This window comes from Shewanella sp. Koi 1, assembly GCF_052907445.1.
Genome location: NZ_JBREJM010000001.1, coordinates 4,095,658 through 4,120,828 on the forward strand (window position 1 = coordinate 4,095,658; position 25,171 = coordinate 4,120,828).

Here is a 25,171-nt window from a genome sequence, read left to right on the forward strand (position 1 = left end):
CTTTATAAGATGTGATTAACTCTACAGAGTTAAGTGAATCCAGTGAGTTTGGCACCGATTTAGTTGACTAATATCACTAAAGTAGCAAAATAAGCTCTAATTTTAGGTGGTTAATTGCATTTATTCACTCATTCTAAACTAAGAGGTGTATCAAGTTTTTATGAGTGTAATTGACGTAAAATGCTTATTTAGAATATTCTTACTTTCGTTTTAATCAATCGAGGAACATCGACATGGCTCTGATTGGTAAGCCAAAACCGGACCCAACTTTGGAATGGTTTTTATCACACTGTCACATTCATAAGTATCCCGCTAAAAGCACCTTGATCCATGCTGGTGAAGACTCAGATACCCTTTATTACATCGTAAAAGGTTCTGTAGCGGTATTGATTAAAGATGAAGAAGGTAAGGAGATGATCCTTTCTTATCTTAATCAAGGCGACTTTATCGGTGAGTTAGGATTGTTCGAAGAACAAGCTGAACGTACTGCTTGGGTTCGTGCGAAACAAGCATGTGAAATTGCTGAAATCTCTTACAAGAAGTTCAAGCAATTAATCCAAGTTAACCCCGAAATTCTGATGAAGCTATCGGCTCAAATGGCGTATCGCCTACAAAGCACTAGCCAAAAAGTGGGTAATTTAGCGTTCCTCGATGTGGCTGGCCGTATTGCCCAGACATTGTTGCACTTAGCTAAGCAACCCGATGCCATGACTCACCCTGACGGCATGCAAATTAAGATCACTCGCCAAGAAATTGGTCAGATCGTCGGTTGCTCCCGCGAAACCGTGGGTCGTATTTTAAAGATGCTTGAAGAGCAGAATTTGATCCAAGCACACGGTAAAACCATTGTGGTATATGGTACCCGTTAAGATAGACTTCAGCTTGATTTAAGCCTGTTTCATTAAAGTGGCCTAGCATAAAATCTAGGCCATTTTTTATTGGGGAGCATAAATGAAACGGCTGTTTTTTATCTGTTTTTTCAGTCTGTTTACGCTGGTGCATCCAACAATAATTCACGCCGAACCGATTGAATTAGAACATTATCAAGCCAAGGCTTTGGTCAACTCCGGGCAAATTTTATCACTCAATGGCACCCTTGCTGTGGTGAATCAATTTTGCCAAGGCGAACTAATTGACGCCCATCTCTATCAAGAAGATCATAAATGGCGCTATGATTTACAAATCAAAGTGCAACGCGGCCAAATAGTGAATTTGAGTATTGATGCCACCAATGGTCAGCTCGAACACTCCACCGCACTACCGAGCGAATGTCGAAAACATGAAACTGCTACTCGTTGAAGATAATCCGATGTTGGTCTCCGAACTGGAGAAGCAACTCAAACAGGCTGGCTACGTTACCGATATTACTGACAAAGCAGTTGAAGCCGATTACCTCGTTAAAGAAACCCAATACGACTGCGTGATCTTAGATATTGGCCTCCCCGACGGCAATGGACTGGAATTACTCGAAGGTTGGCGTAATCAAGGCATTAGCACACCGGTTATCATGCTAACGGCCCGCAGCCAATGGCATGAAAAGGTCGAAGGCTTTAATGCCGGCGCCGATGATTATTTAGGTAAACCCTTCCATGCACAGGAATTACTGGCGCGTATCCAAGCGCTTATTCACCGCGCGCACGGCCGATTAAATAATCCCAGTAAACAGTTGAGCTATGGTGGCGTCACCTTAGATGAAGCCGAGCAGACGGTGAGCGTTGGCGAACATTTATATGAGTTGACCGCCATGGAGTTCAGGCTGTTAAAAATCTTCCTCATGTCGCCTAAGAAGCTGTTATCTAAGGCACAACTGACGGACAAGCTCTATCAGTTTGATGACGAGAAAGAGAGTAACGTGGTTGAAGTTTACGTGACTCACCTGCGTAAAAAACTCGGCAAAACCGCGATTGAAACCCGCCGCGGCCAAGGTTACATCTTCCACGGCCTGACTGCATGATCTCCATTCGCACTAAGCTCAGTTTATGGTTAACGAGCTTATTAGTGTTAGGCACAGTGATTGGACTCATATTGTTTGAGTCCATGCTGCGCCAAGCGTTTCACGACTCCATTATCAACCGCTTAGAAGAAGATCTTGAGCACATCATGTTGGCGACCCATATCAATAATGGGGAGATCAATATCGATCAGAGCCAACTGTCGAGCTTCTACCGCCCCGCCTATTCGGGACGTTATTTCCAGCTCAACCTCCCCAATGAAGTGATCCGCTCCCGCTCCCTGTGGGACATGCAGCTCGATATCGAACCTTTAGCGCCAAACCAGACCCGCGTCTGGCAGGCAAAAGGTCCGAAAAACAATGATATGCAGCTATTATCCCTAGGGCTAAACTCCAGCAGCGCCAATGTCACTGCCACCCTAACAGTAGCGCAGGATTTAAGTATCGGCCGGCGCGTGTTTAGTGAGGTCTATGGCACTAAGCTTGGGATTAACCTCGCCATGTTAGTGGCCATGATCGCGGGGATCTTCTTGATCCTGCGTCAATCCTTTAAACCGGTAAAACAGATCCAACACGCGCTCTCACGCCTGCAGGAAGGCGAGATTAACGCCTTAGAGCTGAATAACATTCCGCCCGAAGTGCAACCCCTGGCCAAGACCTACAACGAGTTATTGGAATACACCGCCAAGCAAATTGAGCGTAGCCGCAATAACTTAGGCAACTTAAGCCATGGGTTAAAAACCCCACTGGCGGTGATGCAGCAACAGGTTGAAGCCTTGGGGCTTAAAGATCCCGACACCGCCATGGCGCTGCAACAGCAACTCGACGCTATCCATAAAATGGTCGAACGTAAACTTGCGGCGGCGCGGATCACCGGCGATATGTTACCTGCCGCCCAGCTAGTAGTGCCGAGGGATCTTCACAGCCTCGCCAATACCCTCAACAAAGTGCATAGAAGCAAAAGCATCAATTGCGACTTTGAGCTCGACCCCAGTATCCAGCGCCTGCCCATTCATAGGGAAGATGGTATGGAGCTCTTAGGGAATCTGCTCGATAACGCTTTTAAATGGGCGGGCAGCCAAGTCGCGGTCAAACTGTGGAAGACGCAAAACAAACTCTGCCTTAGCATAGATGATGATGGCCCAGGTGTTGCCGACGACGAACTCGATAAACTCACCCAAAGGGGCACACGCCTCGATGAATCCGTTATGGGCCATGGCCTAGGGTTATCGATAGTGAAAGAGATTGCCGAGCAATATGGCATTGAGCTTAAGTTTAAGCACAGCAGCCATTTATCCGGTCTCAGTATTGAACTAGTCTTTAGCTAACGAGTGCTTAGCTAACGAGTGCTTAGCGAGCCAACTATTTGCTCTGAGTGTTGCTCTAGAGCCGCCAATAAAAACGCCATCGAACGATGGCGTTTTTGTTTGAGATGAGTCAGCAACCGCCTTAATTTTTTAGGCCTTTTTCGCGTTGGTGCTCTCAAAAATCTTATCGGCGGATGCGGCTACGAACCCAGTGTACAGCTCGCCATTCGCCTTGGGATAACGCAGGGCAAATTCATAGAAGCAGCTTGGGATCTCAACCGTTGCATCGCTAAATTCTACGGCGATTTTATCGGCCATGGTCGATGATTGTTCCAATAACACTTCTGGCGAACCTTTGATTTCGCCACCTGAACTATTCAGCACAAAGCCCGCTTGCTTAAGCGCATCGTTTACAGACTCTAATGTCTCGAAGCCCTCGAGGTGATTGATAGAGACTGTAAAATGGTTGGCGCGGTAGCCAAAGGCCGCCACCCAAGCCGCATATTCGCTCTCTTCGAGCAGCGTCTCATAGGTCTTAGCATCCAGTGACCAATGACGACCCGAATAGATAAAGTTATCCGCTTTCGTCGCTTGCTCATCCACTTGGGCAATCAAGCCTTGGATGGTGCTTTGCAGTGATGGGCTAAATTCTTCCACCAATAACTCAGAAATAAACACCTTTGGCTGAGTCGCATCTGGGTGCTCAAAATGCTTAGCCACCAGTTTTTTCTGTTCAAACTTATAATCACCACAAGCCACATAACCTAGAGAGGTAAAGTGCTCGGCCAATACGGCTAAATTCACCTTAGCGATGTTAAAAGTACGCAGGGCGATATGGTCGTTGATAATCGGCTTACCGTGTCCGAGTAGCTCGTGCACCTTGGCCGCAGATGGGGTCATTTGAATATAGTCTTGCCAGAGAGCGGCAAATAACGCATTGATATCTGTGTGCATAAAAAACTCCTTTTATTGTGCTGCGACTATAGTGCGTATTGTTTTGCCGCTCGCACTCAGTGTAACGACCCTAGCCACTTGCTGCACAACGGCGCTCAGTAGCAGCCCAAGTAACGTTACTGCTTGCTATGAAAAAGGAAGAACCTAGGTTCTTCCTCAATGATGTCACTCTAAACTTAACCCTGGGCTTAAGCTTGCGGGTAAACTCACCGCATCCGCCTCAACGGAGGCAACAGGGTAAGCACAATAGTCGGCGGCATAAAATGCACTCGCCCTGTGGTTACCCGAAGCGCCTACGCCGCCAAAGGGGGCTGCGCCAGAAGCACCAGTGATCTGCTTGTTCCAATTCACAATACCCGCACGAATGCGGGCGAGGAAATACTCATAATCATCACGGCTATCGGCCAAGATCCCCGCGGATAAGCCATAACGGGTTTTGTTAGCCAGCTTAATCGCTTGGTCAAAATCGCTGTAGCGTACTAATTGCAGCAGTGGTCCGAAGTATTCCTCATCGGGTAATTCGCCCACCGCAGTCACATCGATAAGCCCGGGTGAGACTAAGCCTGTTCCCGCTTGCAGGTGAGTGAGTTCAACCAGCGACACACCGCCTAAGTTCTGCAAGTTAGCCTGCGCCGCAACCATACCTTTCGCCGCAGCTTCGGAAATCATTGAGCCCATAAATGGCTGTGGCTGCGCGTTCCAAGGACCGACTTTAATCTGCTTCACCGCTTCAACCAGCTTGGCGACTAAGGCATCGCCCTGCTCGCCTTGCTCAACATAGAGCCTGCGGGCGCAGGTGCAACGCTGGCCAGATGAAATATAGGCCGATTGCAGAATATCGTGCACAGCCGCTTTAATATCGGCGACACCTTTAATAATCAGTGGGTTATTACCGCCCATTTCTAAGGCGAGGATCTTACCAGGATGACCCGCATATTGCTGATGCAATAGGTGACCAGTGCGAGAACTACCGGTAAAGAACAGGCCGTCGAGTTGTGGGTGCGACGCCAGCGCTTTACCCGTATCGACTTCGCCTTGCACTAAGTTGATAACACCCGCGGGCAGACCCGCCTTTTCCCAAAAAGAGACCATCAACTCGGCCACTTTAGGCGTCAATTCAGAGGGCTTAAACACCACGGTATTGCCCGCGAGCAGCGCTGGCACTATATGACCATTGGGTAAATGCCCAGGGAAGTTATAAGGCCCAAACACAGCAACCACACCGTGTGGCTTATGGCGCAATACCGCGCGCCCTGCTGGAGTATCATTGGCCTCAGTGCCGGTACGCTTATTATAAGCCGTTGCCGACAGGCCAATCTTACCAATCATGGCAGCGACTTCTGTCGCCGTTTCCCATTGAGGTTTACCAGTTTCCTGAGCAATCGTTTCGGCTAATTCGGCTTTATTCGCTTCGAGTTGGCTGCGATAGGCTTCGACAATCTTTAAACGCGCATCAAAACCTAACATAAACCAATCGAACTGAGCTTCACGGGCGGCATCGACGGCGGCGTTAACTTGATCAGCTGTCGCCGTTTGGCCACGCCAAATGATTTCGCCATTTGCTGGGTTGCTAGAGGTCACATCATGACCCTTGCCAGCTTGCCACTGGCCTTTAATAAAATGTGTCATTTGCATTCCTACATTGCCAAAATACGGATTTGATCGCCTTTTGCGAGTAACAAACCCTCGGCGAGTTCTGGACTAATTACCACCTGCTCGGTTTTGTCATCCACAGCAAGACAAGCGGAGGTCGCACGGTAATTGGCTAATTGAGTGTTAGAGATAATAAATTGCTTATCAGATTCAGGCATTTCACCAATATCCACGGTCAGCAGACGGCTCTCACGCACGGCGCGGATATCTGTGAGACGGCATTCCACCGTTGGACCACCATCGAAAATATCCACATAACCACGGCATCTAAAGCCTTCGGCCTGAAGCAGACTCAAGGCTGGACGGGTATTGGTGTGCACTTCGCCTATCACTTTTTGTGCTTCTTCTGGCAGCAGGCAAACGTACACGGGGTTGCGGGGCATCATCTCCGCCATAAAGGCTTTTTTGCCTAGACCCGACAGGTAATCGGCCTGAACAAAATCAATACCTAAAAAGTTTTTTTGCAGCCAACCATAGAAGGGGGAATGACCATCGGCATCGCTCACACCACGCATTTCGGCAATCACAGTCTCGCCAAAACGCTTTGCATGTTGAGCTAAAAACAGAAAACGGCTGCGTGACAACATGCGGCCATTATTCCCCTTACGATAGGGTTCCCGTAAAAACAGGGTACAAAGCTCAGCAGCGCCAGTGTAATCGTGGCACAGGGTTAAGGTTTCGACCTCATTACGCACTTCGATTTGCTCAGAATGATAAACCTCTGTCCCGAGGCGATAGTGGTAGAAGGCATCCTCCATACCCACTGCGGCTTCAATGGCACAAGTACCAACCACTTCGCGGGTCGCAGTATCCTCGAGCACCATCAAATAGCCTTCATCGAAGGGCTTATCAACCACCTTAACGAATGAGGCTTCTGCACGGGCAATTTTATGCCTAAGCAAATCGGCATTGACTGGCAATGAGGTAAAGCCATGGCCAGACTCTTCGGCGATTTGATATAGAGATTCAAAATCGCCTGCCTTAATAGGACGTATGATTAACATCTTAGTGTCTCCTCACTTAAGCTTGCTGTGCATCAAGGCGCCTATCTTAAAAAAGACAGGATAGATACACGCAAGTATTCCCTGACAAAAAAGGAGTGCGAATAAAATTCAGCACTCCTTTGGTCGCTTAGGCAGCAGCGATGCTCGCCACAGCACGCTCAAAACGTGCTAGGCCTTCTGCAATATCTGCCTCAGGGATCACCAGTGAAGGAGCAAAACGTACCACATTAGCACCCGCCATCAGGCTCATTAAGCCTTCAGCAACAGACGCTACTAAAAAGTCACGTGAACGACCTTGGTACTGTTCATTAAGGACCGCCCCTAACAGCAAGCCTTTACCGCGAATTTCAGAGAAAACATGATATTTTTCATTAATTTTGTTCAGACCATCGCGTAATAACTGCTCGCGATGTTTCACACCGTTCAATACTTCCGGTGTGTTAACCACATCTAATACCGCGTTGCCGATAGCGCAAGCTAATGGGTTACCACCGTAGGTTGAACCGTGAGTACCCACTTTCAAGTGCTCCGCAATTTCTGCGGTCGTCAGCATAGCTGCGATCGGGAAACCACCGCCCAGCGCTTTAGCCGTGGTCAGAATATCCGGCACTATGTCGGTGCCCATGTAAGCATATAGTTCACCCGTACGGCCAACACCGGTTTGTACTTCGTCGAAAATCACCAGTGCATTGTGTTTATTAGCCAGTTCACGCACCGCTTTGAGGAACGCAGGATCAGCATTAATAATACCGCCCTCGCCTTGCAGCGGCTCTAACATGATGGCGCAGGTTTTATCCGATACGGCCGCTTCTAATGCAGCAACATCGTTATAAGGTAAGTGGGTAATGCTTTGCGGTTTTGGACCAAAACCATCTGAATAGGCTGCTTGACCGCCAACGCTCACGGTGAAGAAAGTACGACCGTGGAAGGCTTTATCGAAGGCGATAATTTCATCTTTCTCAACGCCGAATTTTTCTAAAGCGTAACGACGAGCCAATTTCAGTGCCGCTTCGTTGGCCTCGGCGCCAGAGTTGGCAAAATACACACGCTCAGCAAAAGTGCTGTTAACCAACTTAGTGGCAAGCTCAAGCGCTGGCTCGTTGGTCATCACGTTAGACAGGTGCCATAATTTTTCGCCTTGCGTTTTTAAGGCATTCACTAAGGCGGGATGACAGTGACCTAAGCAATTTACCGCGATACCGCCGGCAAAATCGATAAACTCGTTACCCTCTTGATCCCATACTCGGCTGCCTTCGCCACGTACAGGGATCACGGCAGCAGGCGCATAGTTAGGCACCATTACCGCATCAAACTGGGCACGATTCAACTTCATATCAACGCTCATTCTTCTTCATCCTTTGTTTAAATGTAACGGCCTCGGGAGCCGTCTGAGTCCCCAACGTATCTTTATCTTGAGTTAGTGATACAGGGTATGCTTGTGTCTATTAATAGCCATTATTAGCGAAATTGTGATCAAAATACCAGTTTTTCACAAACAACATTCGCCATGCTTTGGGTCAAAGTGCATAAAGATTGTAGTTTAAGAACTATACAAGCGTTTACGCCAGAGGCCTTTAGCATATTTAGTCAGAAAAAAAGTTATTTACCCCTATTTTTGCTAGCTATTCACTGAATATGAATAACTACACAATTTTAACGAATCAGCTGTGAAAGCACAAAATCTGCAATTTGTTCCCTCGCCTCAAGCGCTTCTGGCAACAGATGAAACAGAGGAAAAACATGGGGCATATTGTGATAAAAACGCGATTCTACCACACCACCACAAGCCTTAACTTGCATAACCAGTCGTTCTGAGTCCTGTAACAGCAACTCGCGCGTACCGGCAATCACTAAGAGTGGCGGCAAGTCTGCCAAGTTCCCCTGTAAAGGTGAAACCCGTTCAGACATAGGATTCGCCCCAGCAAGATACGCCCCGCGCAGCCGCAATAGCGACTCAATGGTAAAGAACGGATCGTCCGCACCTAAAATCAGCTCAATATCGCCCGTAATCGCTAAATCGAGCGCGGGTGACAACAACACACAGGCTTTAGGCATGGGCAGCTGGCGCTTTTTCAGTTCGAGCAACAGACTTAAGGCTAAATTGCCACCGGCAGAATCGCCCATTAGCACCAGATTATCGTTGCCTTTCAACTCAATTAAATGCAGGTAAGCCTCGAGCACATCGTCACAGGGCGCGGGATAAGGATGTTCCGGTGCTAAACGATAATCCGGGATAAACGTGTCTAGGCGACAACGTTCGCTGATATCGGCCACCAGTCTTGCATGGGCATGGGGAGTCTTAAAACAGAATCCGCCGCCGCGAATGTAAAATAGATTGCCCAAACGCGGCGTGTCATTGAGCAGCACATAATGCAGTAGTGTGGAATGTTGTAAGGGAATCGAGGCAGTAACGAGTTTTTCGGGCCACGGCAGCCAGCGCTTATCCAGCTCTAATAAGCGTTGCCGCACTTGATTTAGAGGGAGTTTGGCCTTACCTCGGCTGATCGAGGGCCGTGCCACATAGGATAAAATAGTATTTAATACAGAAGCTTGCCAGCTTGGCATTTCCCGTCCTCCACATCAGTGCCGCAATTAGACACCGATGGGAACGGCGTGCAGATTACAGCAGATCCAACTTCCGATAATTCTGTGCTTTTAGGCGCAGTACTTCCTGCTCGCTGAGCTCGTAATAATCGAACATTAAGCGTTTTTCCTGCGGCTCGATTTGGCGCATCTCTTCAAGCAACAGCACCTTAGCATAACAATTCGCCCGTGCCACTAATGCGGCCGGCATAGAGAGTTCGCGGTAAGTTAAGGTTTGGTCCAACTCTTTAAGCAATTGAGTTAATGGACTCTGCTCAAACTTAAGTAACTCTAATAGTTGCCAATTAAGCTTATGTCCATGGGCTAACACTTGCTCGAAAACCACTTTAGCAGGGAACTCGGTGGCGATAACAGCATCATACACTTCTTTATCTCGACTCGAGCTTGCCTCACGGATCCAATTGCCCCACGTTTTATCAAATAAACGCGCGCTCAAACTAAGCACAACCGAGGTGCCTAACTGATTTAATAATGCGCCACTATAAACTAGGGCTGAGTCAGTATTATGAAGCTGCGCTAACGCATTCGCGGCTATTCCGCTCACAATGCTATAGCGCCATAGCTTACGGGTGGTCCAGAGTAACTTAGCATTGCCACTCGGCAGCCAATTACGCAGGCAAAAATAAGGAATAATAGTGCGCAGGTTTTCGATGCCAATGTAATTCATCACTAATTTGATATCGGTGACTCGTACGTCGGAACTTTGCGGGCGGCGCGCCCGAAATGCCGGACTATTGACCATATTGGTTAAATCGCGACACAACCAGCTTAAATTGCTGATTAAAGGTCTCAATCTTGTAGCATCAAGGTTTTTTGCTAGCAGTAGCTCAAGCAGCAGTATCTGTGATTCGTTAATATCAGACTTGGCGAGCACTAACTCGGGCGATGCCAGTTGATGCTCAATAGCATTATTGACTGTGCCGGTGAGTTGTTTTGAGATGGCTTCAAAAACCTCACGGGCCTGAATTTGTTTGAGAAGTCGCGACAGTATCGCCTCTCGCTCGACATCGAGTTTATTGGCATCGGCCTCAAGCTCTCGGTCTAAATCATCCAATAGAGTAGGACTGGCTTTTTGTTTACCGAGAATAAGTTGCTGATAGAGTCTATGTTCTATCTCTAAAATCTTGCCAGGTCTAACACCGCCCGCTACCGATATCGCCACAGTTTATCTTTCCTATTTCGCCCGTGCTAAGTGGCGCGCATACGCTAAAATCGTTAAAAACATGACAATTTCAGCATATAGGTTAAGTCTTAGCAATAAGCAACGGGTCACAATCTCACAACATTAATGCAGGGCTTGCGCCCGTAAATTATGCTCAAGAAAAAGGCCTCATATTGAGGCCTTCATATTGTCACGATATTTACTTAAGCTCTTGTTCAAACAGCTTATAAATACGGCGATATTCGTCCAACCAGCTCGATGGCTGACGGAAACCATGGGGCTCAACTGGGTAAATCGCAGTTTCGAACATAGGTTTTTCCAGCTCGATAAGGTGCTGCACCATACGCACGCTATCTTGGAAGAACACGTTGTCATCCATCACGCCACTCATGATAAGTAACGGCTTAGTCAGACCTTGGGCATGCTCGATAGGCGAGCTACGCTCGTAGGCGATAGGGTCAACATCCGGTGTGTTTAAAATGTTGGAGGTGTATGGCGCGTTGTAATGTGCCCAATCCGCCACAGGGCGCAGTGCAGCGCCTGCTTGGAATAATTCCGGCTCAGTAAACAAGGACATAAAGGTTAAGAAGCCACCGTAAGAACCGCCATAAGTACCAACGCGCTTAATATCCACGTTGGCATTTTGGCCCATCCAAGTTACACCGTCTTTTAAGTCTTCAACTTCAGGGTGACCCATGTTGCGATAAATCGCCGTGCGCCAGTCACGGCCATAGCCTTTAGAACCACGGTAATCCATGTCCATCACCACATAACCTTGTTGAGTCAGTAGGTTGTGGAACATAAACTCACGGAAGTAACCACTGAAACCATAATCGGCATTCTGTAAGTAGCCCGCACCATGGTTGAAGATAACGGCGGGGTATTTCTCGGCGCGGGATTTGTCGTAACCCTGCGGCAAATAAACCCGCGCATACACTTGGCCAGCGCCATGGTTAGAAGGTACGGCTACCACTTCGGGCGCTTGCCATGGATATTGCTTAAAGGCATCGCTGGTGTATGAGGTGAGCTGTTTTAACTCACCGCCAATCGGTTGAACATACAGCTCATTCGGCTGAGTACGGCGAGACGCATTCAGCAGCAACTTAGTGCCATCGGGACTTAAGCTGTAATCTAAGTTACCGTCCCACTGGGTTAATTGCTCATTTTTGCCCGAGGCGATATTCACACGGTGAACGTTGTAAATACCAGGGTGACTTTGGTTAGCCTTGTAGTAGATATAGTTTGCATCGGGCGAGAGAGTAATATCGCTCACCACAAACTTACCTTGAGTCAAAGCGCGGGGCTTTTCGCCGCGGGCTTTGATATAAAGCTGGGAATAGCCTGTTTCTTCAGAGAGATAGTACAGAGTGTCCGTACCTGGTAACCAGCCAAATTGGTTATAGTCGTAGTTCACCCAAGCATCATCATGCAGGCGATGCTCGGTAATAAACTTGCCCTTTGCCAGATCGACGCTGGCAATCCAGCGGTCTTTGTTATCGGTCGCTTCGACCATCACCGCCAGCTTGTCCTCAGACTCATGCCATTGAATCGCGCTTTGAGTCCAGCCCCAATCCTGCATCAGCTGGATTTTACGGGGAGCCTTAGTACTTTGATACGACTCACCTTTTGCCTTAGCGTTTTCACTCTTAACCTTAGCTAAAACGTCCTCATCGAAGCCGGTTAAACCTTCGATAGTCACATCAATCTGTTTATGCTCATTGAGATCGAGTACCACAAAGCGTTGGCCAGGCGGCGTATCTTCTGCAACACGGGCGCGTACGGGCACAGGATCGATATAACCTTCGCTACCGAGGTAGTTTGGCATAATGTCATGCTCACTACTGCCGGTGTAATTTTTATCGGTAAGGGCGACAAACAGATAGCGACCGTCTGGCGACAGACTTAGCTCAGACACCACCTCGGCATCCCCTAGATACCAAGTGTTAGCGGCGAGGGTTGGATCGCTCTTTTGCAGCACGTTCTTAAACTGTTCTTTGGCTTTGGCATTTTCTTGCTGCAACGCCACATATTGAATGAGTCTGTGCTGCTGCTTGGCTAAGTAGCTGCTTGGCTCTTTCACGCCCTCGGGCGCTTTCGCCATTTTGATTTCAGCCAGCTGTTCCACTAATCCACTGTCTTGATGGATTTGGAAAACATTATCCCCTTGCCAATAGGCGATATCGCCATTGTTAAGGTAACGCAGGCCACTGATGGCAGTGCGCTGGCGGGTAAGCTGGGTGATTTTGCCAGAGCTTAAATGCTTAACAAAAATATTGCCTTGGTAGAGATACGCCTTATTGGCCTTAGCACTGTCTAACACACCAAACTGTTGGTCCGCCGCGTGTAGCTTATCGATGGCCAGTTCAACGGCGCGGCTGTCATTAATGCCCTGCTGATAATAATTCCGTAGCGGCGACGCGCTAGGTTGACGGGCAAAGAAAACGCTCTGGCTGTCATCGCTCCAGTAAGTTTCCTTAGCGAAAATCCCCATCCAATCGGGGTTCGCCATAATTTGATTCAGCGTAAGGGGTTGTGAAACTTGGGGAGGCTGAGCTAAAGGGACTTGATAAGCCTGTGGTGTGGTCGCGGGAGTCGCCGTTTCAGTTGAGGTGGCGGCGCAACTCGTCAATACCGCAACGGCTAACGCACTTAAACCCAAATTTCGCATTACGCTGTTCATTCGTCCTTCCTTTTATTGTTATCGCAATCCTGCAAACGCAGCGGACTATCCCCACAACGCTCGCAGCTAGACGTAGTTTGGCGGCATTTATATCACACTTAGGCGACATGTTTGCTTAAAAGGAGGAGAAATCTTGTAACAAAGCTTAGGGCGTGTTGACGTTTCGAAATTAAATTTTGTTCGCTCAGGCAAGCTCGTGCTCGCGAAACGAGGAATGATGTGTAGTGATTCTACTCAAATGACGAGCTGCTCTAATTACAGCAAGTAAGAGCAAGGGCTTGCCAGACGAACCCTTCGGGCAGCGTTTGGCGGGCGTTTCTGCTGCGTTATCGTCCGTTTATGTAGAATAACTACACTACGCGGACTTTGCCTTGCATAAACGCACGCCACATAGCTGCAAAAATAACCCTGAAACGTAAACACGCCCTAGAACTGAATGGAGCTTTTGGATTTAATCTAAGCCGATTGCGACAAGAAGTTTGCCAACAATTCATGGCCTTGCTCGGTCAAAATTGACTCGGGGTGAAATTGCACACCAAAGAGTGGCAGCTGCTTATGGCTCATGGCCATAATTTCGCGGCCATGGGTTGGGTCGTCAAACCAAGCATCTAACACAAATCCCTCAGGGACAGCATCGACCAACAATGAATGGTAGCGTGTTACAGTTAATGGTTGATTTAACCCTTTGAATAGGCGCTCGCCTGTATGGCCAATCGCACTGACTTTGCCATGCATCACTCGTTGCGCTCGCACAACCTTAGCACCAAACACCTGCGCCATGGCTTGATGCCCTAAACACACACCCAAGATAGGTAAACGCGTGGCAAAATGCTCAATCGCCGCGAGGGAAATCCCCGCTTCATTGGGCGAACAAGGCCCGGGAGAGATGACTAAATGGCTCGGTGCCAGCGCCTCGATTTCCGCTAAGCTGATTTCATCATTGCGTTTAACCACGATCTCTTGCCCTAACTGCTGAAAATACTGCACTAAGTTAAAGGTGAAAGAGTCGTAATTGTCGATCATTAGCAACATACAAAATCCATTGGCTCAAATGGTAAGTCGATGCATTCCACGGCTGAAATGCGGCGCAAATGCTACCACAGGCCTTTGCGCGGATTAAACCTTTATCCAATAAAAAAGCCAGTCAATAGACTGGCTTTCAAGAGTATAGAACAGGGCGCAATTAACCTATTTAACTAAGGTTAAATGACTGCGACGCTTAGGAGGCTCATCCGTAGGTTCGGTTGGCTTCTCGTTTGTCTCGATAACAGACAAGGTCGATTCGGCTTCCTCTTCGACTAAGTACGCATCTTCAATATCGAAGACAGTCCCTGCACCATTTTCACGGGCGTAAATGGCCACTATCGAGGCCATTGGCAATAATACCTGTTGAGGTACACCACCGAAACGCGCATTGAACTCCACAAATTCATTACCAATTTGCAAATTGCCCACCGCGCTGGCCGCGATATTTAATACGATCTGGCCATCCTTCACGTACTGCTGTGGTACTTGGGTGCCTTTCACAAAGGCATCCACGACAACGTGAGGCGTTAATTGGTTGTCCATCAACCAATCGTAGTAAGCCCTGAGTAAATAAGGACGATTTGGAGTCAACGCTTTCATTACATTCCCATGCGCATTTCGCGTTCAGCTTCAGTCAACGAAGCTTTAAATGATTCACGCTCGAAAATACGTGTCATGTAGGCTTTGATGTCTTTCGCTACGCGGCTATCTAACTCGATACCTAATACAGGTAAACGCCATAATAATGGGCCGAGGTAGCAATCCGCTAAACCGAATTCTTCGCTCATAAAGTAAGGCATTTCACCAAATACTGGAGCGATTGAAAGTAAACTTTCAGTCAGTTCTTTACGGGCCGCTTCGGCGCGATCGCCTTTGCGAATACGGTCAACGAGTGAGTACCAGTCAGTATCGATGCGGTGCATCATCAAACGGCTTTGGCCGCGAGATACTGGGTAAACAGGCATCAACGGCGGATGAGGAAAACGCTCATCCAAGTATTCCATGATGATACGTGATTCATACAGAACGAGCTCACGATCTAACAAGGTTGGCACTGAGTTATAAGGATTTACTTCAAGTAAATCTTCAGGCATTTCGTTTGGGTCGACCTGTAAAACATCAACAGTAACCCCTTTCTCAGCTAACACGATACGCACTTGATGGCTATACAGATCATCAGCACCTGAAAACAGTGTCATGACAGAGCGTTTGTTGGCAGCAACAGCCATTGATACCCTCCAGAGTCGAAATAAAACAAAAGTAAACGAGGGGCAAAGCCCCCCGTTTACACTATGCGGATACTATATTTTACCCGTTATTGGTGCCTAGTGTACATCTTTCCAATACTCTTTCTTCAAGAGGTAGGCCACAATAAAGAATATAAACAGGAATCCGAGCACCCACCAACCTAAAGCTTGACGCTCTAACTTAACAGGTTCAGCTGAATAAACTAAGAAACCAGTGATATCAAGTACCGCTTGGTCATACTCTTCAGCATTTAACTTACCACCAGAAACCACAATTGTACCATCTTCTTGCTTAACAGGCGTGCCTTGCAGTTCTTCAAGAACATGTGGCATACCCACAGAAGGGAATACAGTGTTATTTACGCCAAATGGGCGGCTTGGATCTTTGTAGAAACCTTTGAGGTATGAATACACCCAATCTTCGCCACGAACCCGTGCCACTAAGGTAAGATCTGGTGGTGTTGCGCCAAACCATTTAGCCGCATCTTTGTGTGGAATTGCGTTTTGCATCAGTTCACCAATTTTGGCATCGGTAAACATATACTTGTTACGCATATCATCGGCAGAAATACCGAGATCGTTCGCCACACGCTCATAGCGTTGATACTGAGTGCTATGACAACCAGAGCAATAGTGTTGGAACATATCCAGACCACGCTCTAAAGAAGCCTTATCATGCAGATCAACGTTGGCTTTTTCTAAATGTACATTGTGTCCAGTTGCGGCCATCGCCAGCGTTGGGAGCAATGTAACTAATGCAATCAGTAATTTTTTCATTAGTGTGTCAACCTCGCTGGAACAGGCTTAGTTTTCTCATTTTTGCTGTATAACCACAGTAATAAGAAGTAGCCGAAATACGTCACAGTGAAGATACGTGCAACAATAGTCAGCTCTGGTGTTGCAGGTACAGCGCCTAAATAACCTAAGACGATGAACGATACAGCGAACTGAGCGATGTTCAACTTGTGCAGCGTGCTGCGGTAGCGAATTGACTTCACTTTACAACGATCTAACCAAGGCAATACGAACAGTACTGCAATCGACAGCCCCATCATAACCACACCGCCCAATTTATCGGGAACAGCACGTAAGATGGCGTAGAAAGGTGTAAAGTACCATACTGGTGCAATGTGCTCCGGTGTCTTCATTGGGTTAGCCGCTTCAAAGTTTGGCTTCTCAAGGAAGTAACCACCGCCTTCAGGGATGAAGAACAGTACGTAACAGAACACAATCAGGAAGCCTGCAACGCCCATAATATCTTTAACTGTGTAGTATGGGTGGAATGGAATACCATCAACTGGCCAGCCATTCTCGTCTTTGTTCTTCTTGATTTCGATACCGTCTGGGTTGTTTGAACCCACTTCGTGCAGAGCGATTAAGTGTAAGAACACTAAAACCACTAACACTAATGGCAGTGCGATAACGTGCAGAGCAAAGAAACGGTTCAGTGTGGCGCCAGAGATCACGTAGTCACCACGGATCCATAGAGTTAAGTCATCACCGATAACAGGGATAGCACCGAACAGAGAAATAATTACCTGCGCACCCCAGTAAGACATTTGTCCCCATGGCAACAAGTAACCCATAAAGGCTTCAGCCATCAGCACGAGGAAAATCAACATACCGAATAGCCACAGTAGTTCTCTAGGCTTTTGATATGAACCGTAAATCAGACCACGGAACATATGTAAGTAGATCACCACGAAGAATGCAGACGCACCAGTTGAGTGCATATAACGAATAACCAGCCGTACTCTACGTCACGCATGATGTATTCAACAGAGGCAAAAGCACCTTCTGCTGTTGGTACATAGTTCATGGTCAACCAGATACCCGTCAGTAATTGGTTAACCAATACCAACATGGCTAATGAACCGAAGAAGTACCAGAAGTTAAAGTTAGTTGGCGTCGCATACTGACCCACGTGACGGTTATAAGTCGCCGTCATTGGGATACGCGCATCGATCCAATTAATTAAATTCTTAACCATTACGCCACTCCTTTATCTACACCGATGATAACGGTGCCATCATCAACGTATTGATGTGGAGGGATAACTAGGTTCAATGGAGCTGGAACGCCTTGGAATACGCGGCCCGCCATATCGAACTTAGAACCATGACATGGACAGAAGAAACCAGAAGTCACGCCTTGAACTTGCTCACCAAATGAATCTGGTAAATAAGTTGGTGAACATCCTAGGTGGGTACAAATACCGACGGCAATAAAATACTCTGGCTTAATAGAACGCAGAGGATTTGTTGCATATTCAGGTTGTTGCATTTCTGCAGACGCTGGATCTCTTAGCTTATCGTCGTGTGTTGGCAGTTCATTAATCACTGCTTCTGTGCGACGGACAACCCATACAGGTTTTCCACGCCATTCAACACGGATCAGCTGACCTGGCTCAATTTTACTGATATTTACTTCTACCGGCGCACCTGCAGCTTTCGCCTTGGCACTCGGATTCCATGACTTGATGAAAGGAACCGCTACAGCGACGGCACCAGCACCACCTACTACGGCGGTTGCGGCTGTCAGGAATCTGCGACGTCCGGTATCGACTGGCGCATTGCTCATCCACTTATCTCCCAGAGGGTGTTGGAATTTTTGTTTTTCAAAGACTTTCTGCCCCCTAGTTATCACCATGGGCAAAAATCGAAGTTTGAAGCGGGGCTCATTATAGCTAAAAATTAGAAGCAGATCATAGTGAAAACACTCAACTAAGTTAGGGAGATTGCGTGTTTTTTATAAAATGGACAAAAAAAGCACAACTATTAAGCGATTTTAATCGTTTTGATATACTTTTTGAGCAAATGGTCTGTGAGGTCGGCATAATCCATGCATCGCTAATATAACTCCAACTCTCATTTTGCAACTTTACGTTTTCCTGCAGATAAAAAAATGGGCCCTGTTTTCAGGACCCATTTCAATACATTTCTGATTGCTTACTTCTTAGGCGAAGTACTCTTCATATATTTGAAGAACTCGCTATCTGGTTCTAACACCATCACATCAGAGTTACCGGAGAAACTCGCACGGTAAGCATCTAAGCTACGTAAGAAGCTGAAGAACTCAGGATCTTTACTGTAAGCGTCAGAATAAATCTTCGCTGCTTGCGCATCACCTTCACCGCGGATGGTTAAGGCTTTACGCTCGGCTTCTGCAATCTTCACTGTCACGTTGGCATCAATCGTGGCGCGAATGATTTCAGACTGCTCTTTACCCTGTGCTCTATGCTCTTTGGCAACCGCTTGACGCTCGGCACGCATACGTTGGTAAATACTGTTACTCACGTTCGCGGGTAAGTTGATTTGCTTCACGCGCACGTCAACCACTTCAATACCTAAGTCTTTAGCGCTTTCTGAAGCGTTTTCTAACGCATCATTTTGCAGCTCATCGCGTTTACCAGAAACGATTTCCTTGATAGTGCGACGACCAAACTCGGTACGTAAGTCGTTATTGATCTTACGTTGTAGTAAGGTCTCTGCATTCGACTTAATCCCGCCGTTAGTGGAGAGGTAGTATTTTTCGAAGTCGAAAATACGCCACTTCACATAGGAATCGACCATCAAATCTTTTTTCTCAGAGGTAACGAAACGATCGGCTGCACCATCTAAGGTTTGGATACGCGCATCGAGTAACTTCACTTTATCGATCACAGGCACTTTAAAGTGTATGCCTGGAGCGAAAACGCGGGTCACTGGTTTGCCGTCAACGTTGTCTTTAACGATTTCACCGAAACGCGCCACAATCGCACGCTCGCCTTCGTTAACCACCATCACAGATGACAGACCTATGCCTAATACGATGGCAATCAGAACAATACCTAATCTACCCATGGATTACTCCCTCCCTTGGCGAGCACGGTCCTCGCGAGAAGGGCGTCCACTCAAAGGCTCACCAATGCGAGTCGTTGACATAGATGAAGAATTGACGTTCTGCTGAGCCTTATGCTCAACCTCTGGCGTAGTCACAGGCTTCTCTTTCATTAACTTGTCTAAAGGCAAATACATTAAATTGCCATTGTTCTTGGCGTCGATAAGCACCTTGTTGGTATCTGTCATCACCTGCTGCATTGCATCGAGATACAAACGCTTACGGGTCACTTCAGGTGCCGCTTGGTACTCTGGTAACAGCAACTCGAAACGAGCCACTTTACCGCGAGCCTCAAGAATTTCACGCTCTTTATAGGCATTCGCTTGTTGCGCCATACGCTCAACTTCACCGCGCGCTTTAGGCTCAACTTCACGGGCATAAGCTTCGGCTTCACGGATAAAGCGTTGTTCGTCTTCTTGCGCCGCAATCGCATCATCGAAAGCATCTTTCACTTCTTCAGGTGGACGAGCAGGCAAAAAGTTAACGTCAACAATGGCTAAGCCTAATTTGTACGGCTCAATGATGCGCTCGAGTTCTTTCCAAGTATCGCGACGAATCGCATCACGACCTGTGGTCAGAATATCGTCCATCTTGTTGTGGCCAATGACATAACGCAGCGCACTGTCTGTGGCTTCACGTAAGCTGGCATTCGCATCAACGGCACTGAATAGATAAGAGTACGCATCTAGAATACGATACTGTACGTCCAACTCGACCTTCACGACGTTTTCATCTGAGGTCAACATGCTGCCAGAGGCAGGAATGGAGCGAACAGACTGCACATCAACGGGATAAATCTGGTCGATAAACGTAGCCTTCCAATGCAGACCAGGTCCCACCTCACCAATGTGCTGACCAAAACGCAGCGCAACACCACGCTCAGCTTCTTTAATGGTGTAAAAACCCGAGAGTCCCCAAACAACAAAAGCGATGGCAAGAATGATGATTAAGCTGAACGAACTAAAGCTCTGGCCTGATGAGCCATTGCCTTTGCCGCCAAAGCGTTTTGAAAGATTACGAAAAACCTCATCAAGGTCTGGTGGTCCTTTGTCGTTACCACCTTTATTTCCCCAAGGATCATTACCCTTGTTACCGGGCTCGTTCCAAGCCATTTAGCACTCCATAAGTGGATGAAATAAATTAGATTATTAACAAACAGCCTTTTCTGTCGACGGATCGAAGATAAAGGTTTCTAACTCACCCTGACTCTGTTTAGCTAATCGGCGCCAATCGGCATCCGATAAACGAACAGACAAAATACAGTTCCCCAGATCGTCGTACTCTTTCTGCTGTATCGCATCCAGTCGATAAAACTGGCCAAGATAATGTCCAGCAGTTGCCGGAATCTTAAGTGTAAACTCATGAATGACTTCACCAATCAACTCGGTGATCGCCTTCAGGAGCAGATCAAATCCCAAACGTTTTTGTGCCGAAAGCCAGACGCGTACCGGCTTACCGCGTTCATCGTATTCAATGCGCGGCGCGACATCCTCAAGCAGGTCGATTTTATTACAAACGACCAACTGCATCACTTCGGCAGCATCAATATCTTCGAGCACGTTTTGCACCTGCTCGAAGTTATCCGCCATGTTTTCATCAGCACAATCAACAATATGAAGCAGCAATTCCGCTTGACGCGTTTCCTGCAATGTTGCCTTAAACGCGGCAACCAGATCGTGTGGTAAATGGCGAATAAAACCTACAGTATCCGCTAAAATCACGGCACCGTCGGGCAGATCTAACTTTCTCAATGTGGGATCGAGTGTGGCAAATAGCTGGTCGGCTGCATAAACATCAGATGAGGTTAAGGCATTAAACAGCGTTGACTTGCCCGCGTTGGTATAACCCACTAATGAGACTGTTGACATGTCACTACGCTTACGGGCGCGGCGACTCTGCTCACGTTGTTTATCAACACGCTCTAAGCGTTTATTGATATTTTTAATGCGGCCCCTGAGCAAACGTCTATCGGTTTCTAGCTGGGTTTCACCCGGACCACGTAAACCGATACCGCCTTTTTGGCGCTCAAGGTGAGTCCAACCACGCACAAGACGCGTCGACATGTGGCGCAATTGCGCTAGCTCCACCTGTAACTTACCTTCATGGGTCCGAGCACGTTGAGCGAAAATATCCAAGATCAGCGTGGTTCGGTCCAATACTCGGCACTGACACACCTGTTCAAGGTTTCGCTCTTGAGCAGGACTCAAGGCGTGATTGAAAATAACCACATTAGCCTCGGTTGCAGCCACTAATGCAGCTAACTCCTCGGCTTTACCAGAACCAATAAAAAACTTACGGTCTGGTGAGCGTCGACTTCCAGTAATGACCCCGACTGAGCGTGCTCCAGCTGACTCTACTAATAGCTGTAACTCGACTAAGTCTTCTCGGCGTTCCTCATCGGAAAAGTCGATATGGACAAGAACCGCTGTTTCTCCCGCCTCATAACGATCAAACAAGAAGCAAACTCCTCAAACTAAAACTTATTCGCCACTTGGCATATCGTCTTGCGCGCCATAACCGCCCTGGGCATTTTGATGGCCAGCAACGTTAAATGGACGAGCAGGTACTACGGTAGAAATAGCGTGTTTGTAAACCATTTGGCTCACTGTGTTTTTCAACAGAATGACAAACTGATCAAACGACTCTACCTGTCCTTGGAGTTTAATGCCGTTTACCAAGTAAATTGATACAGGAACGCGCTCGCGGCGTAGTGCGTTCAAAAATGGGTCTTGTAAAGATTGCCCCTTAGCCATTTTATTATTTCCTTTTTAATTTATATAAAAATAAATCGTTATCAGTGAAGTTTTTTGTTTAGTTTTAGTATTATACAGCAAGGGCTAATAAGCTAGCGGCATTGACGCATAAGTGTAACTAAATTCCCCTCAGCACCACTTTCAAGCCAATTCAACTCTGGCCAACTACGCAACCATGTTAATTGACGCTTAGCTAATTGCCTAGTAGCGGCAACGGCTTTTTCGACCATAGTATCATAGTCAAATTCACCATCGAGATACTGCCAACATTGTCGATATCCCACGCAACGCATTGAGGGCAAATCTAAATGTAGGTCACCTCTCGCTTTCAGCTGGGCGACTTCATCAATAAAACCTTGCTCTAACATTATCCGAAAACGCTGCCCGATTAACTCATGCAGCACTTTGCGCTCACGGGGCGCAATGGCAAATTGCACCACATCGTAGGGTAAAGGAGCTGACTTGGTTTGAGTTAACTCGGTCAGACTCTTACCGCTTATTCTATATACTTCTATCGCTCTTGAAAGCCTTTGTGGATCATTAGGATGAATTCTTTCTGCCGATACGGGATCTATCTCCCTTAATTGCGCGTGCAGTGCTTCCCATCCGTTTGCGTCCGCTTCGGCTTGAATCTCGGCCCGAATCGCCTCATCGGCACTCGGTAACGGCGATAATCCTTCTAATAACGCCTTAAAGTACATCATGGTGCCGCCCACTAATACGGGGGTCTTTCCCATGCTAATAATCTGTTCAATCTCGCGCAGCGCATCGGCTCTAAAATCGGCGGCGGAGTAGCTCTCTGCCGGATCGCGGATGTCGATCAGTCGATGTGGACCTCGCGCTAATTCCTCGGCAGAGGGCTTAGCACTGCCAATGTCCATGCCACGATAGATCAATGCTGAATCAACCGAGATAATCTCGCAATTATGCTTTTCGGCTAATTCGAGTGCTAAAGCGGTTTTTCCGGACGCCGTTGGTCCCATCAAAAAAACCACTTTTGGCTGTAATTCTTTATTCAATTGCTTGCTCTTCTAGCCACGATTGCCAAGGTAAGGATACTGCTTTATCGGCAATTTGCTGTCTTTTCTCTTCAGTTAACTGACTATAGGCCGCCCAAATATCCGCAGCCGAGGTAAATCCAGTTAAACTCTGCTCTGCCAGCCACACAGCCAATGCATTAGGTGCTGGCGCTTCAAAACGTAGCGATTGCAACCACTCGGGGATCACCTTCGCTAACTGGCTATCCCTGAGATATGGGGGCACTTTTTTGATTATCAACTGCTGATAGCGAATTGTTAGTTCTAATCCTAATTGCCGGATAAGTGTTTCATGTTCTTCGAGTAATGCTGGCCAATCCGTATCGGCGGCTATCGACACTGGCATCAATAATGGCTGACCTATCAAACCAGTTGCCAACTTTGTTTCTATCTCATGGCTACGTGTCGCTAACGCCACAGATTGAATCGGCAACAGACTCAGGTTTTGCCCCTGCGCTAATACCCAATATTGACCATTGAGTATGGCGGGCATTGCAAGCACGGGTTGATACGGCTTGTCCTGCACGCTATAGGATGGCGTTTGCAATAATTCGCCATAACTGGCGATTTCCGCCTTAGTAGGAAGCTCGGCTCGGGCACGATTTTCCCCAGCCGAACCACTGCGAGACTCCCGCGGAACCGCCATACTGCCGTAGGCATTGCTTTGCACGCCAGAATACGGACGCGCGCTAGCAATATCCCGAGTACGCTCAGTAAGCTGAGAATCCCGTGATATCTCGACGCGAGAAGTATCAACACGTGAAGCTTCATTCCAAGTTGAATGCGTTTTAGATTCAGGCGATTGCAGCTCGAAGGCATGATGCTCTGTTTGTGTCTGCGTCCCAGATTCGGAGAGAGAGACCTCATCCCTAACCTGTGGCGAACTTGGCTCGAAAGGATGCTCAAAACCCAGTTCACCCGCTTCTTCGAGCGCCGATTGCAGTGCCTGCAGAATATAATCATGCACATAACGGCTCTGATGAAAGCGCACTTCGTGTTTCGCCGGATGCACGTTCACATCCACCTGATGGGGATCGATATCCAGCATCAACACATAACCCGGCTGTTCGACCTCGGCTTTTTGGGCAAATGCTTGGCGCACCGCATGATTGACTAAACGGTCACGCACTAAGCGGCCATTCACATAAAAGTAATGGGTGTCGGTTAACACCGTTGACCAAGGCGACTGTAAATAACCACTTAAACGTAGGTCATCGTGTTGGCATTCGACCCGCAATGCCTCATCGGCAAATTGGCGTCCAGCAACCTGAGTCAATCGCTGCAAATACTGCGGCTCATTCATCGCCGGACGATAGTTACGTACGGTTTTGCCATTGTGGGTCAAGGTAAAGTGGATATCCCCACGCACTAATGCAATGCGTTTTAACCATTCATCGATATGGGTAAATTCGGTTTTATCGCTTTTAAGAAAACGTCTACGGGCGGGCGTATTAAAGAACAGATCGACAACTTCGATAGTTGAACCAACAGGATGTGCGGCCGGCATCACCTTAACCGCCATGTCGACGCCTTCGGCATAAGCCTGCCAGGCTTCCGTTTGCTCGGCCGTACGCGAGGTCAAGGTTAAGCGGGAAACTGAGCTGATACTCGCCAATGCCTCGCCGCGAAAGCCAAAGCTGAGGATGGCTTCAAGGTCGTCAAGGGAATGCAATTTCGAGGTAGCATGGCGCGACAAGGCTAAGGCCAGCTCATCCTTTGGGATCCCCGAACCATTGTCGCGGATCTTAATCAGCTTGCTGCCGCCCTTATCGATTTCGATATCGATACGCGTCGCCCCAGCATCTAGGCTGTTCTCGACAAGTTCCTTCACCACAGAAGCAGGCCGTTCGACCACCTCTCCGGCGGCGATTTGGTTGGCTAGTTGCGGCGGAAGGATCTGGATCCCCATAGACT

Annotated in this window: 22 protein-coding genes and 1 pseudogene; 4 read left to right on the forward strand and 19 right to left on the reverse strand. The window is 47.7% G+C overall.

Going from position 1 to position 25,171, the window contains the following annotated elements; translation table 11 throughout:
- Positions 1–233: 233 nt before the first annotated feature.
- The 4 genes from crp to ACUZ8J_RS18070 all read left to right on the forward strand — a co-directional run bounded on the left by crp (position 234) and on the right by ACUZ8J_RS18070 (position 3,279).
- Complete coding sequence (gene crp, locus ACUZ8J_RS18055; protein WP_011070954.1) at positions 234–869, forward strand: cAMP-activated global transcriptional regulator CRP; 636 nt, start codon at positions 234–236, stop codon at positions 867–869.
- Positions 870–951: 82 nt separating this feature from the next.
- Complete coding sequence (locus tag ACUZ8J_RS18060) at positions 952–1,299, forward strand: PepSY domain-containing protein (RefSeq protein WP_011621417.1); 348 nt, start codon at positions 952–954, stop codon at positions 1,297–1,299.
- Positions 1,280–1,954 carry a response regulator transcription factor gene (locus tag ACUZ8J_RS18065; RefSeq protein ID WP_011621416.1) on the forward strand — a complete coding sequence of 225 codons (675 nt, stop codon included), beginning with the start codon at positions 1,280–1,282 and terminating at the stop codon, positions 1,952–1,954. The genes ACUZ8J_RS18060 and ACUZ8J_RS18065 overlap by 20 nt, the downstream gene beginning before the upstream one ends.
- Positions 1,951–3,279 (forward strand): ATP-binding protein, encoded by a 1,329-nt coding sequence (locus ACUZ8J_RS18070; RefSeq protein ID WP_086904185.1) that lies wholly within the window; start codon positions 1,951–1,953, stop codon positions 3,277–3,279. The genes ACUZ8J_RS18065 and ACUZ8J_RS18070 overlap by 4 nt, the downstream gene beginning before the upstream one ends.
- Before the next feature lie 129 nt (positions 3,280–3,408).
- Here ACUZ8J_RS18070 and ACUZ8J_RS18075 read toward each other — a convergent pair whose 3' ends face one another.
- From ACUZ8J_RS18075 to mutL, 19 genes and pseudogenes are all read right to left on the reverse strand, one after another.
- Positions 3,409–4,212 carry a DUF1338 domain-containing protein gene (locus tag ACUZ8J_RS18075; RefSeq protein ID WP_011621414.1) on the reverse strand — a complete coding sequence of 268 codons (804 nt, stop codon included), beginning with the start codon at positions 4,210–4,212 and terminating at the stop codon, positions 3,409–3,411.
- A 165-nt stretch (positions 4,213–4,377) separates the two neighbouring features.
- Positions 4,378–5,841 carry a succinylglutamate-semialdehyde dehydrogenase gene (gene astD, locus ACUZ8J_RS18080; protein WP_446694542.1) on the reverse strand — a complete coding sequence of 488 codons (1,464 nt, stop codon included), beginning with the start codon at positions 5,839–5,841 and terminating at the stop codon, positions 4,378–4,380.
- 8 nt (positions 5,842–5,849) lie between these two features.
- Positions 5,850–6,869, reverse strand: a complete 1,020-nt coding sequence (astA, locus tag ACUZ8J_RS18085; protein WP_188870056.1) for an arginine N-succinyltransferase — start codon at positions 6,867–6,869, stop codon at positions 5,850–5,852.
- Between the two features lie 127 nt (positions 6,870–6,996).
- A complete protein-coding gene (locus ACUZ8J_RS18090) occupies positions 6,997–8,214 on the reverse strand; it encodes an aspartate aminotransferase family protein (protein ID WP_446694543.1) in 1,218 nt (405 codons plus the stop codon).
- Between the two features lie 308 nt (positions 8,215–8,522).
- Positions 8,523–9,434: an alpha/beta hydrolase gene (locus ACUZ8J_RS18095; protein ID WP_446694544.1), complete on the reverse strand. Its 912-nt coding sequence runs from the start codon at positions 9,432–9,434 to the stop codon at positions 8,523–8,525.
- A gap of 55 nt (positions 9,435–9,489) precedes the next feature.
- The gene (locus ACUZ8J_RS18100) at positions 9,490–10,635 is read right to left on the reverse strand and encodes an HDOD domain-containing protein (RefSeq protein WP_446694545.1); all 1,146 of its coding nucleotides are present in this window, start codon (positions 10,633–10,635) and stop codon (positions 9,490–9,492) included.
- 199 nt (positions 10,636–10,834) lie between these two features.
- Positions 10,835–13,315 carry a S9 family peptidase gene (locus tag ACUZ8J_RS18105; protein ID WP_446694546.1) on the reverse strand — a complete coding sequence of 827 codons (2,481 nt, stop codon included), beginning with the start codon at positions 13,313–13,315 and terminating at the stop codon, positions 10,835–10,837.
- 456 nt (positions 13,316–13,771) lie between these two features.
- On the reverse strand, positions 13,772–14,347 hold the full coding sequence (locus tag ACUZ8J_RS18110; RefSeq protein ID WP_446694547.1) for an anthranilate synthase component II: 576 nt from the start codon (positions 14,345–14,347) through the stop codon (positions 13,772–13,774).
- A gap of 156 nt (positions 14,348–14,503) precedes the next feature.
- A complete protein-coding gene (locus ACUZ8J_RS18115; protein ID WP_011715796.1) occupies positions 14,504–14,941 on the reverse strand; it encodes a ClpXP protease specificity-enhancing factor in 438 nt (145 codons plus the stop codon).
- Positions 14,941–15,570 carry a stringent starvation protein SspA gene (gene sspA, locus ACUZ8J_RS18120; protein WP_011715795.1) on the reverse strand — a complete coding sequence of 210 codons (630 nt, stop codon included), beginning with the start codon at positions 15,568–15,570 and terminating at the stop codon, positions 14,941–14,943. The genes ACUZ8J_RS18115 and sspA overlap by 1 nt, the downstream gene beginning before the upstream one ends.
- Positions 15,571–15,666: 96 nt before the next feature.
- Positions 15,667–16,365 carry a cytochrome c1 gene (locus tag ACUZ8J_RS18125; RefSeq protein WP_446694548.1) on the reverse strand — a complete coding sequence of 233 codons (699 nt, stop codon included), beginning with the start codon at positions 16,363–16,365 and terminating at the stop codon, positions 15,667–15,669.
- Positions 16,365–17,578, reverse strand: a pseudogene (locus ACUZ8J_RS18130) (cytochrome b). The gene ACUZ8J_RS18125 and the pseudogene ACUZ8J_RS18130 overlap by 1 nt, the downstream one beginning before the upstream one ends.
- Complete coding sequence (gene petA / locus ACUZ8J_RS18135; RefSeq protein WP_011715792.1) at positions 17,578–18,168, reverse strand: ubiquinol-cytochrome c reductase iron-sulfur subunit; 591 nt, start codon at positions 18,166–18,168, stop codon at positions 17,578–17,580. Before petA ends, ACUZ8J_RS18130 begins: the two are co-directional and overlap by 1 nt.
- A 368-nt stretch (positions 18,169–18,536) precedes the next feature.
- A complete protein-coding gene (gene hflC, locus ACUZ8J_RS18140) occupies positions 18,537–19,430 on the reverse strand; it encodes a protease modulator HflC (protein ID WP_086904175.1) in 894 nt (297 codons plus the stop codon).
- A gap of 3 nt (positions 19,431–19,433) precedes the next feature.
- Positions 19,434–20,579, reverse strand: a complete 1,146-nt coding sequence (gene hflK, locus ACUZ8J_RS18145) for an FtsH protease activity modulator HflK (RefSeq protein ID WP_011715790.1) — start codon at positions 20,577–20,579, stop codon at positions 19,434–19,436.
- 36 nt (positions 20,580–20,615) lie between these two features.
- On the reverse strand, positions 20,616–21,923 hold the full coding sequence (hflX, locus tag ACUZ8J_RS18150; protein WP_446694549.1) for a ribosome rescue GTPase HflX: 1,308 nt from the start codon (positions 21,921–21,923) through the stop codon (positions 20,616–20,618).
- Positions 21,924–21,947: 24 nt separating this feature from the next.
- Entirely contained in the window at positions 21,948–22,220 is a 273-nt protein-coding gene (gene hfq, locus ACUZ8J_RS18155) for an RNA chaperone Hfq (RefSeq protein WP_011070934.1), read from the reverse strand.
- 92 nt (positions 22,221–22,312) lie between these two features.
- Entirely contained in the window at positions 22,313–23,239 is a 927-nt protein-coding gene (miaA, locus tag ACUZ8J_RS18160) for a tRNA (adenosine(37)-N6)-dimethylallyltransferase MiaA (RefSeq protein WP_041416990.1), read from the reverse strand.
- A complete protein-coding gene (gene mutL / locus ACUZ8J_RS18165) occupies positions 23,232–25,166 on the reverse strand; it encodes a DNA mismatch repair endonuclease MutL (protein ID WP_446694550.1) in 1,935 nt (644 codons plus the stop codon). The genes miaA and mutL overlap by 8 nt, the downstream gene beginning before the upstream one ends.
- Positions 25,167–25,171: the final 5 nt, after the last annotated feature.

Coding starts and splice junctions, on each gene's coding strand:
- petA (WP_011715792.1), bottom strand. CDS start 18,168: ATGAGCAATGCGCCAGTCGATACCGGACGTCGCAGATTCCTGACAGCC.
- crp (WP_011070954.1), top strand. CDS start 234: ATGGCTCTGATTGGTAAGCCAAAACCGGACCCAACTTTGGAATGGTTT.
- astA (WP_188870056.1), bottom strand. CDS start 6,869: ATGTTAATCATACGTCCTATTAAGGCAGGCGATTTTGAATCTCTATAT.
- astD (WP_446694542.1), bottom strand. CDS start 5,841: ATGACACATTTTATTAAAGGCCAGTGGCAAGCTGGCAAGGGTCATGAT.
- ACUZ8J_RS18115 (WP_011715796.1), bottom strand. CDS start 14,941: ATGAAAGCGTTGACTCCAAATCGTCCTTATTTACTCAGGGCTTACTAC.
- ACUZ8J_RS18125 (WP_446694548.1), bottom strand. CDS start 16,365: ATGAAAAAATTACTGATTGCATTAGTTACATTGCTCCCAACGCTGGCG.
- ACUZ8J_RS18070 (WP_086904185.1), top strand. CDS start 1,951: ATGATCTCCATTCGCACTAAGCTCAGTTTATGGTTAACGAGCTTATTA.
- ACUZ8J_RS18095 (WP_446694544.1), bottom strand. CDS start 9,434: ATGCCAAGCTGGCAAGCTTCTGTATTAAATACTATTTTATCCTATGTG.
- ACUZ8J_RS18075 (WP_011621414.1), bottom strand. CDS start 4,212: ATGCACACAGATATCAATGCGTTATTTGCCGCTCTCTGGCAAGACTAT.
- hflK (WP_011715790.1), bottom strand. CDS start 20,579: ATGGCTTGGAACGAGCCCGGTAACAAGGGTAATGATCCTTGGGGAAAT.
- mutL (WP_446694550.1), bottom strand. CDS start 25,166: ATGGGGATCCAGATCCTTCCGCCGCAACTAGCCAACCAAATCGCCGCC.
- hfq (WP_011070934.1), bottom strand. CDS start 22,220: ATGGCTAAGGGGCAATCTTTACAAGACCCATTTTTGAACGCACTACGC.
- ACUZ8J_RS18065 (WP_011621416.1), top strand. CDS start 1,280: ATGAAACTGCTACTCGTTGAAGATAATCCGATGTTGGTCTCCGAACTG.
- ACUZ8J_RS18105 (WP_446694546.1), bottom strand. CDS start 13,315: ATGAACAGCGTAATGCGAAATTTGGGTTTAAGTGCGTTAGCCGTTGCG.
- ACUZ8J_RS18060 (WP_011621417.1), top strand. CDS start 952: ATGAAACGGCTGTTTTTTATCTGTTTTTTCAGTCTGTTTACGCTGGTG.
- ACUZ8J_RS18090 (WP_446694543.1), bottom strand. CDS start 8,214: ATGAGCGTTGATATGAAGTTGAATCGTGCCCAGTTTGATGCGGTAATG.
- ACUZ8J_RS18110 (WP_446694547.1), bottom strand. CDS start 14,347: ATGTTGCTAATGATCGACAATTACGACTCTTTCACCTTTAACTTAGTG.
- hflC (WP_086904175.1), bottom strand. CDS start 19,430: ATGGGTAGATTAGGTATTGTTCTGATTGCCATCGTATTAGGCATAGGT.
- sspA (WP_011715795.1), bottom strand. CDS start 15,570: ATGGCTGTTGCTGCCAACAAACGCTCTGTCATGACACTGTTTTCAGGT.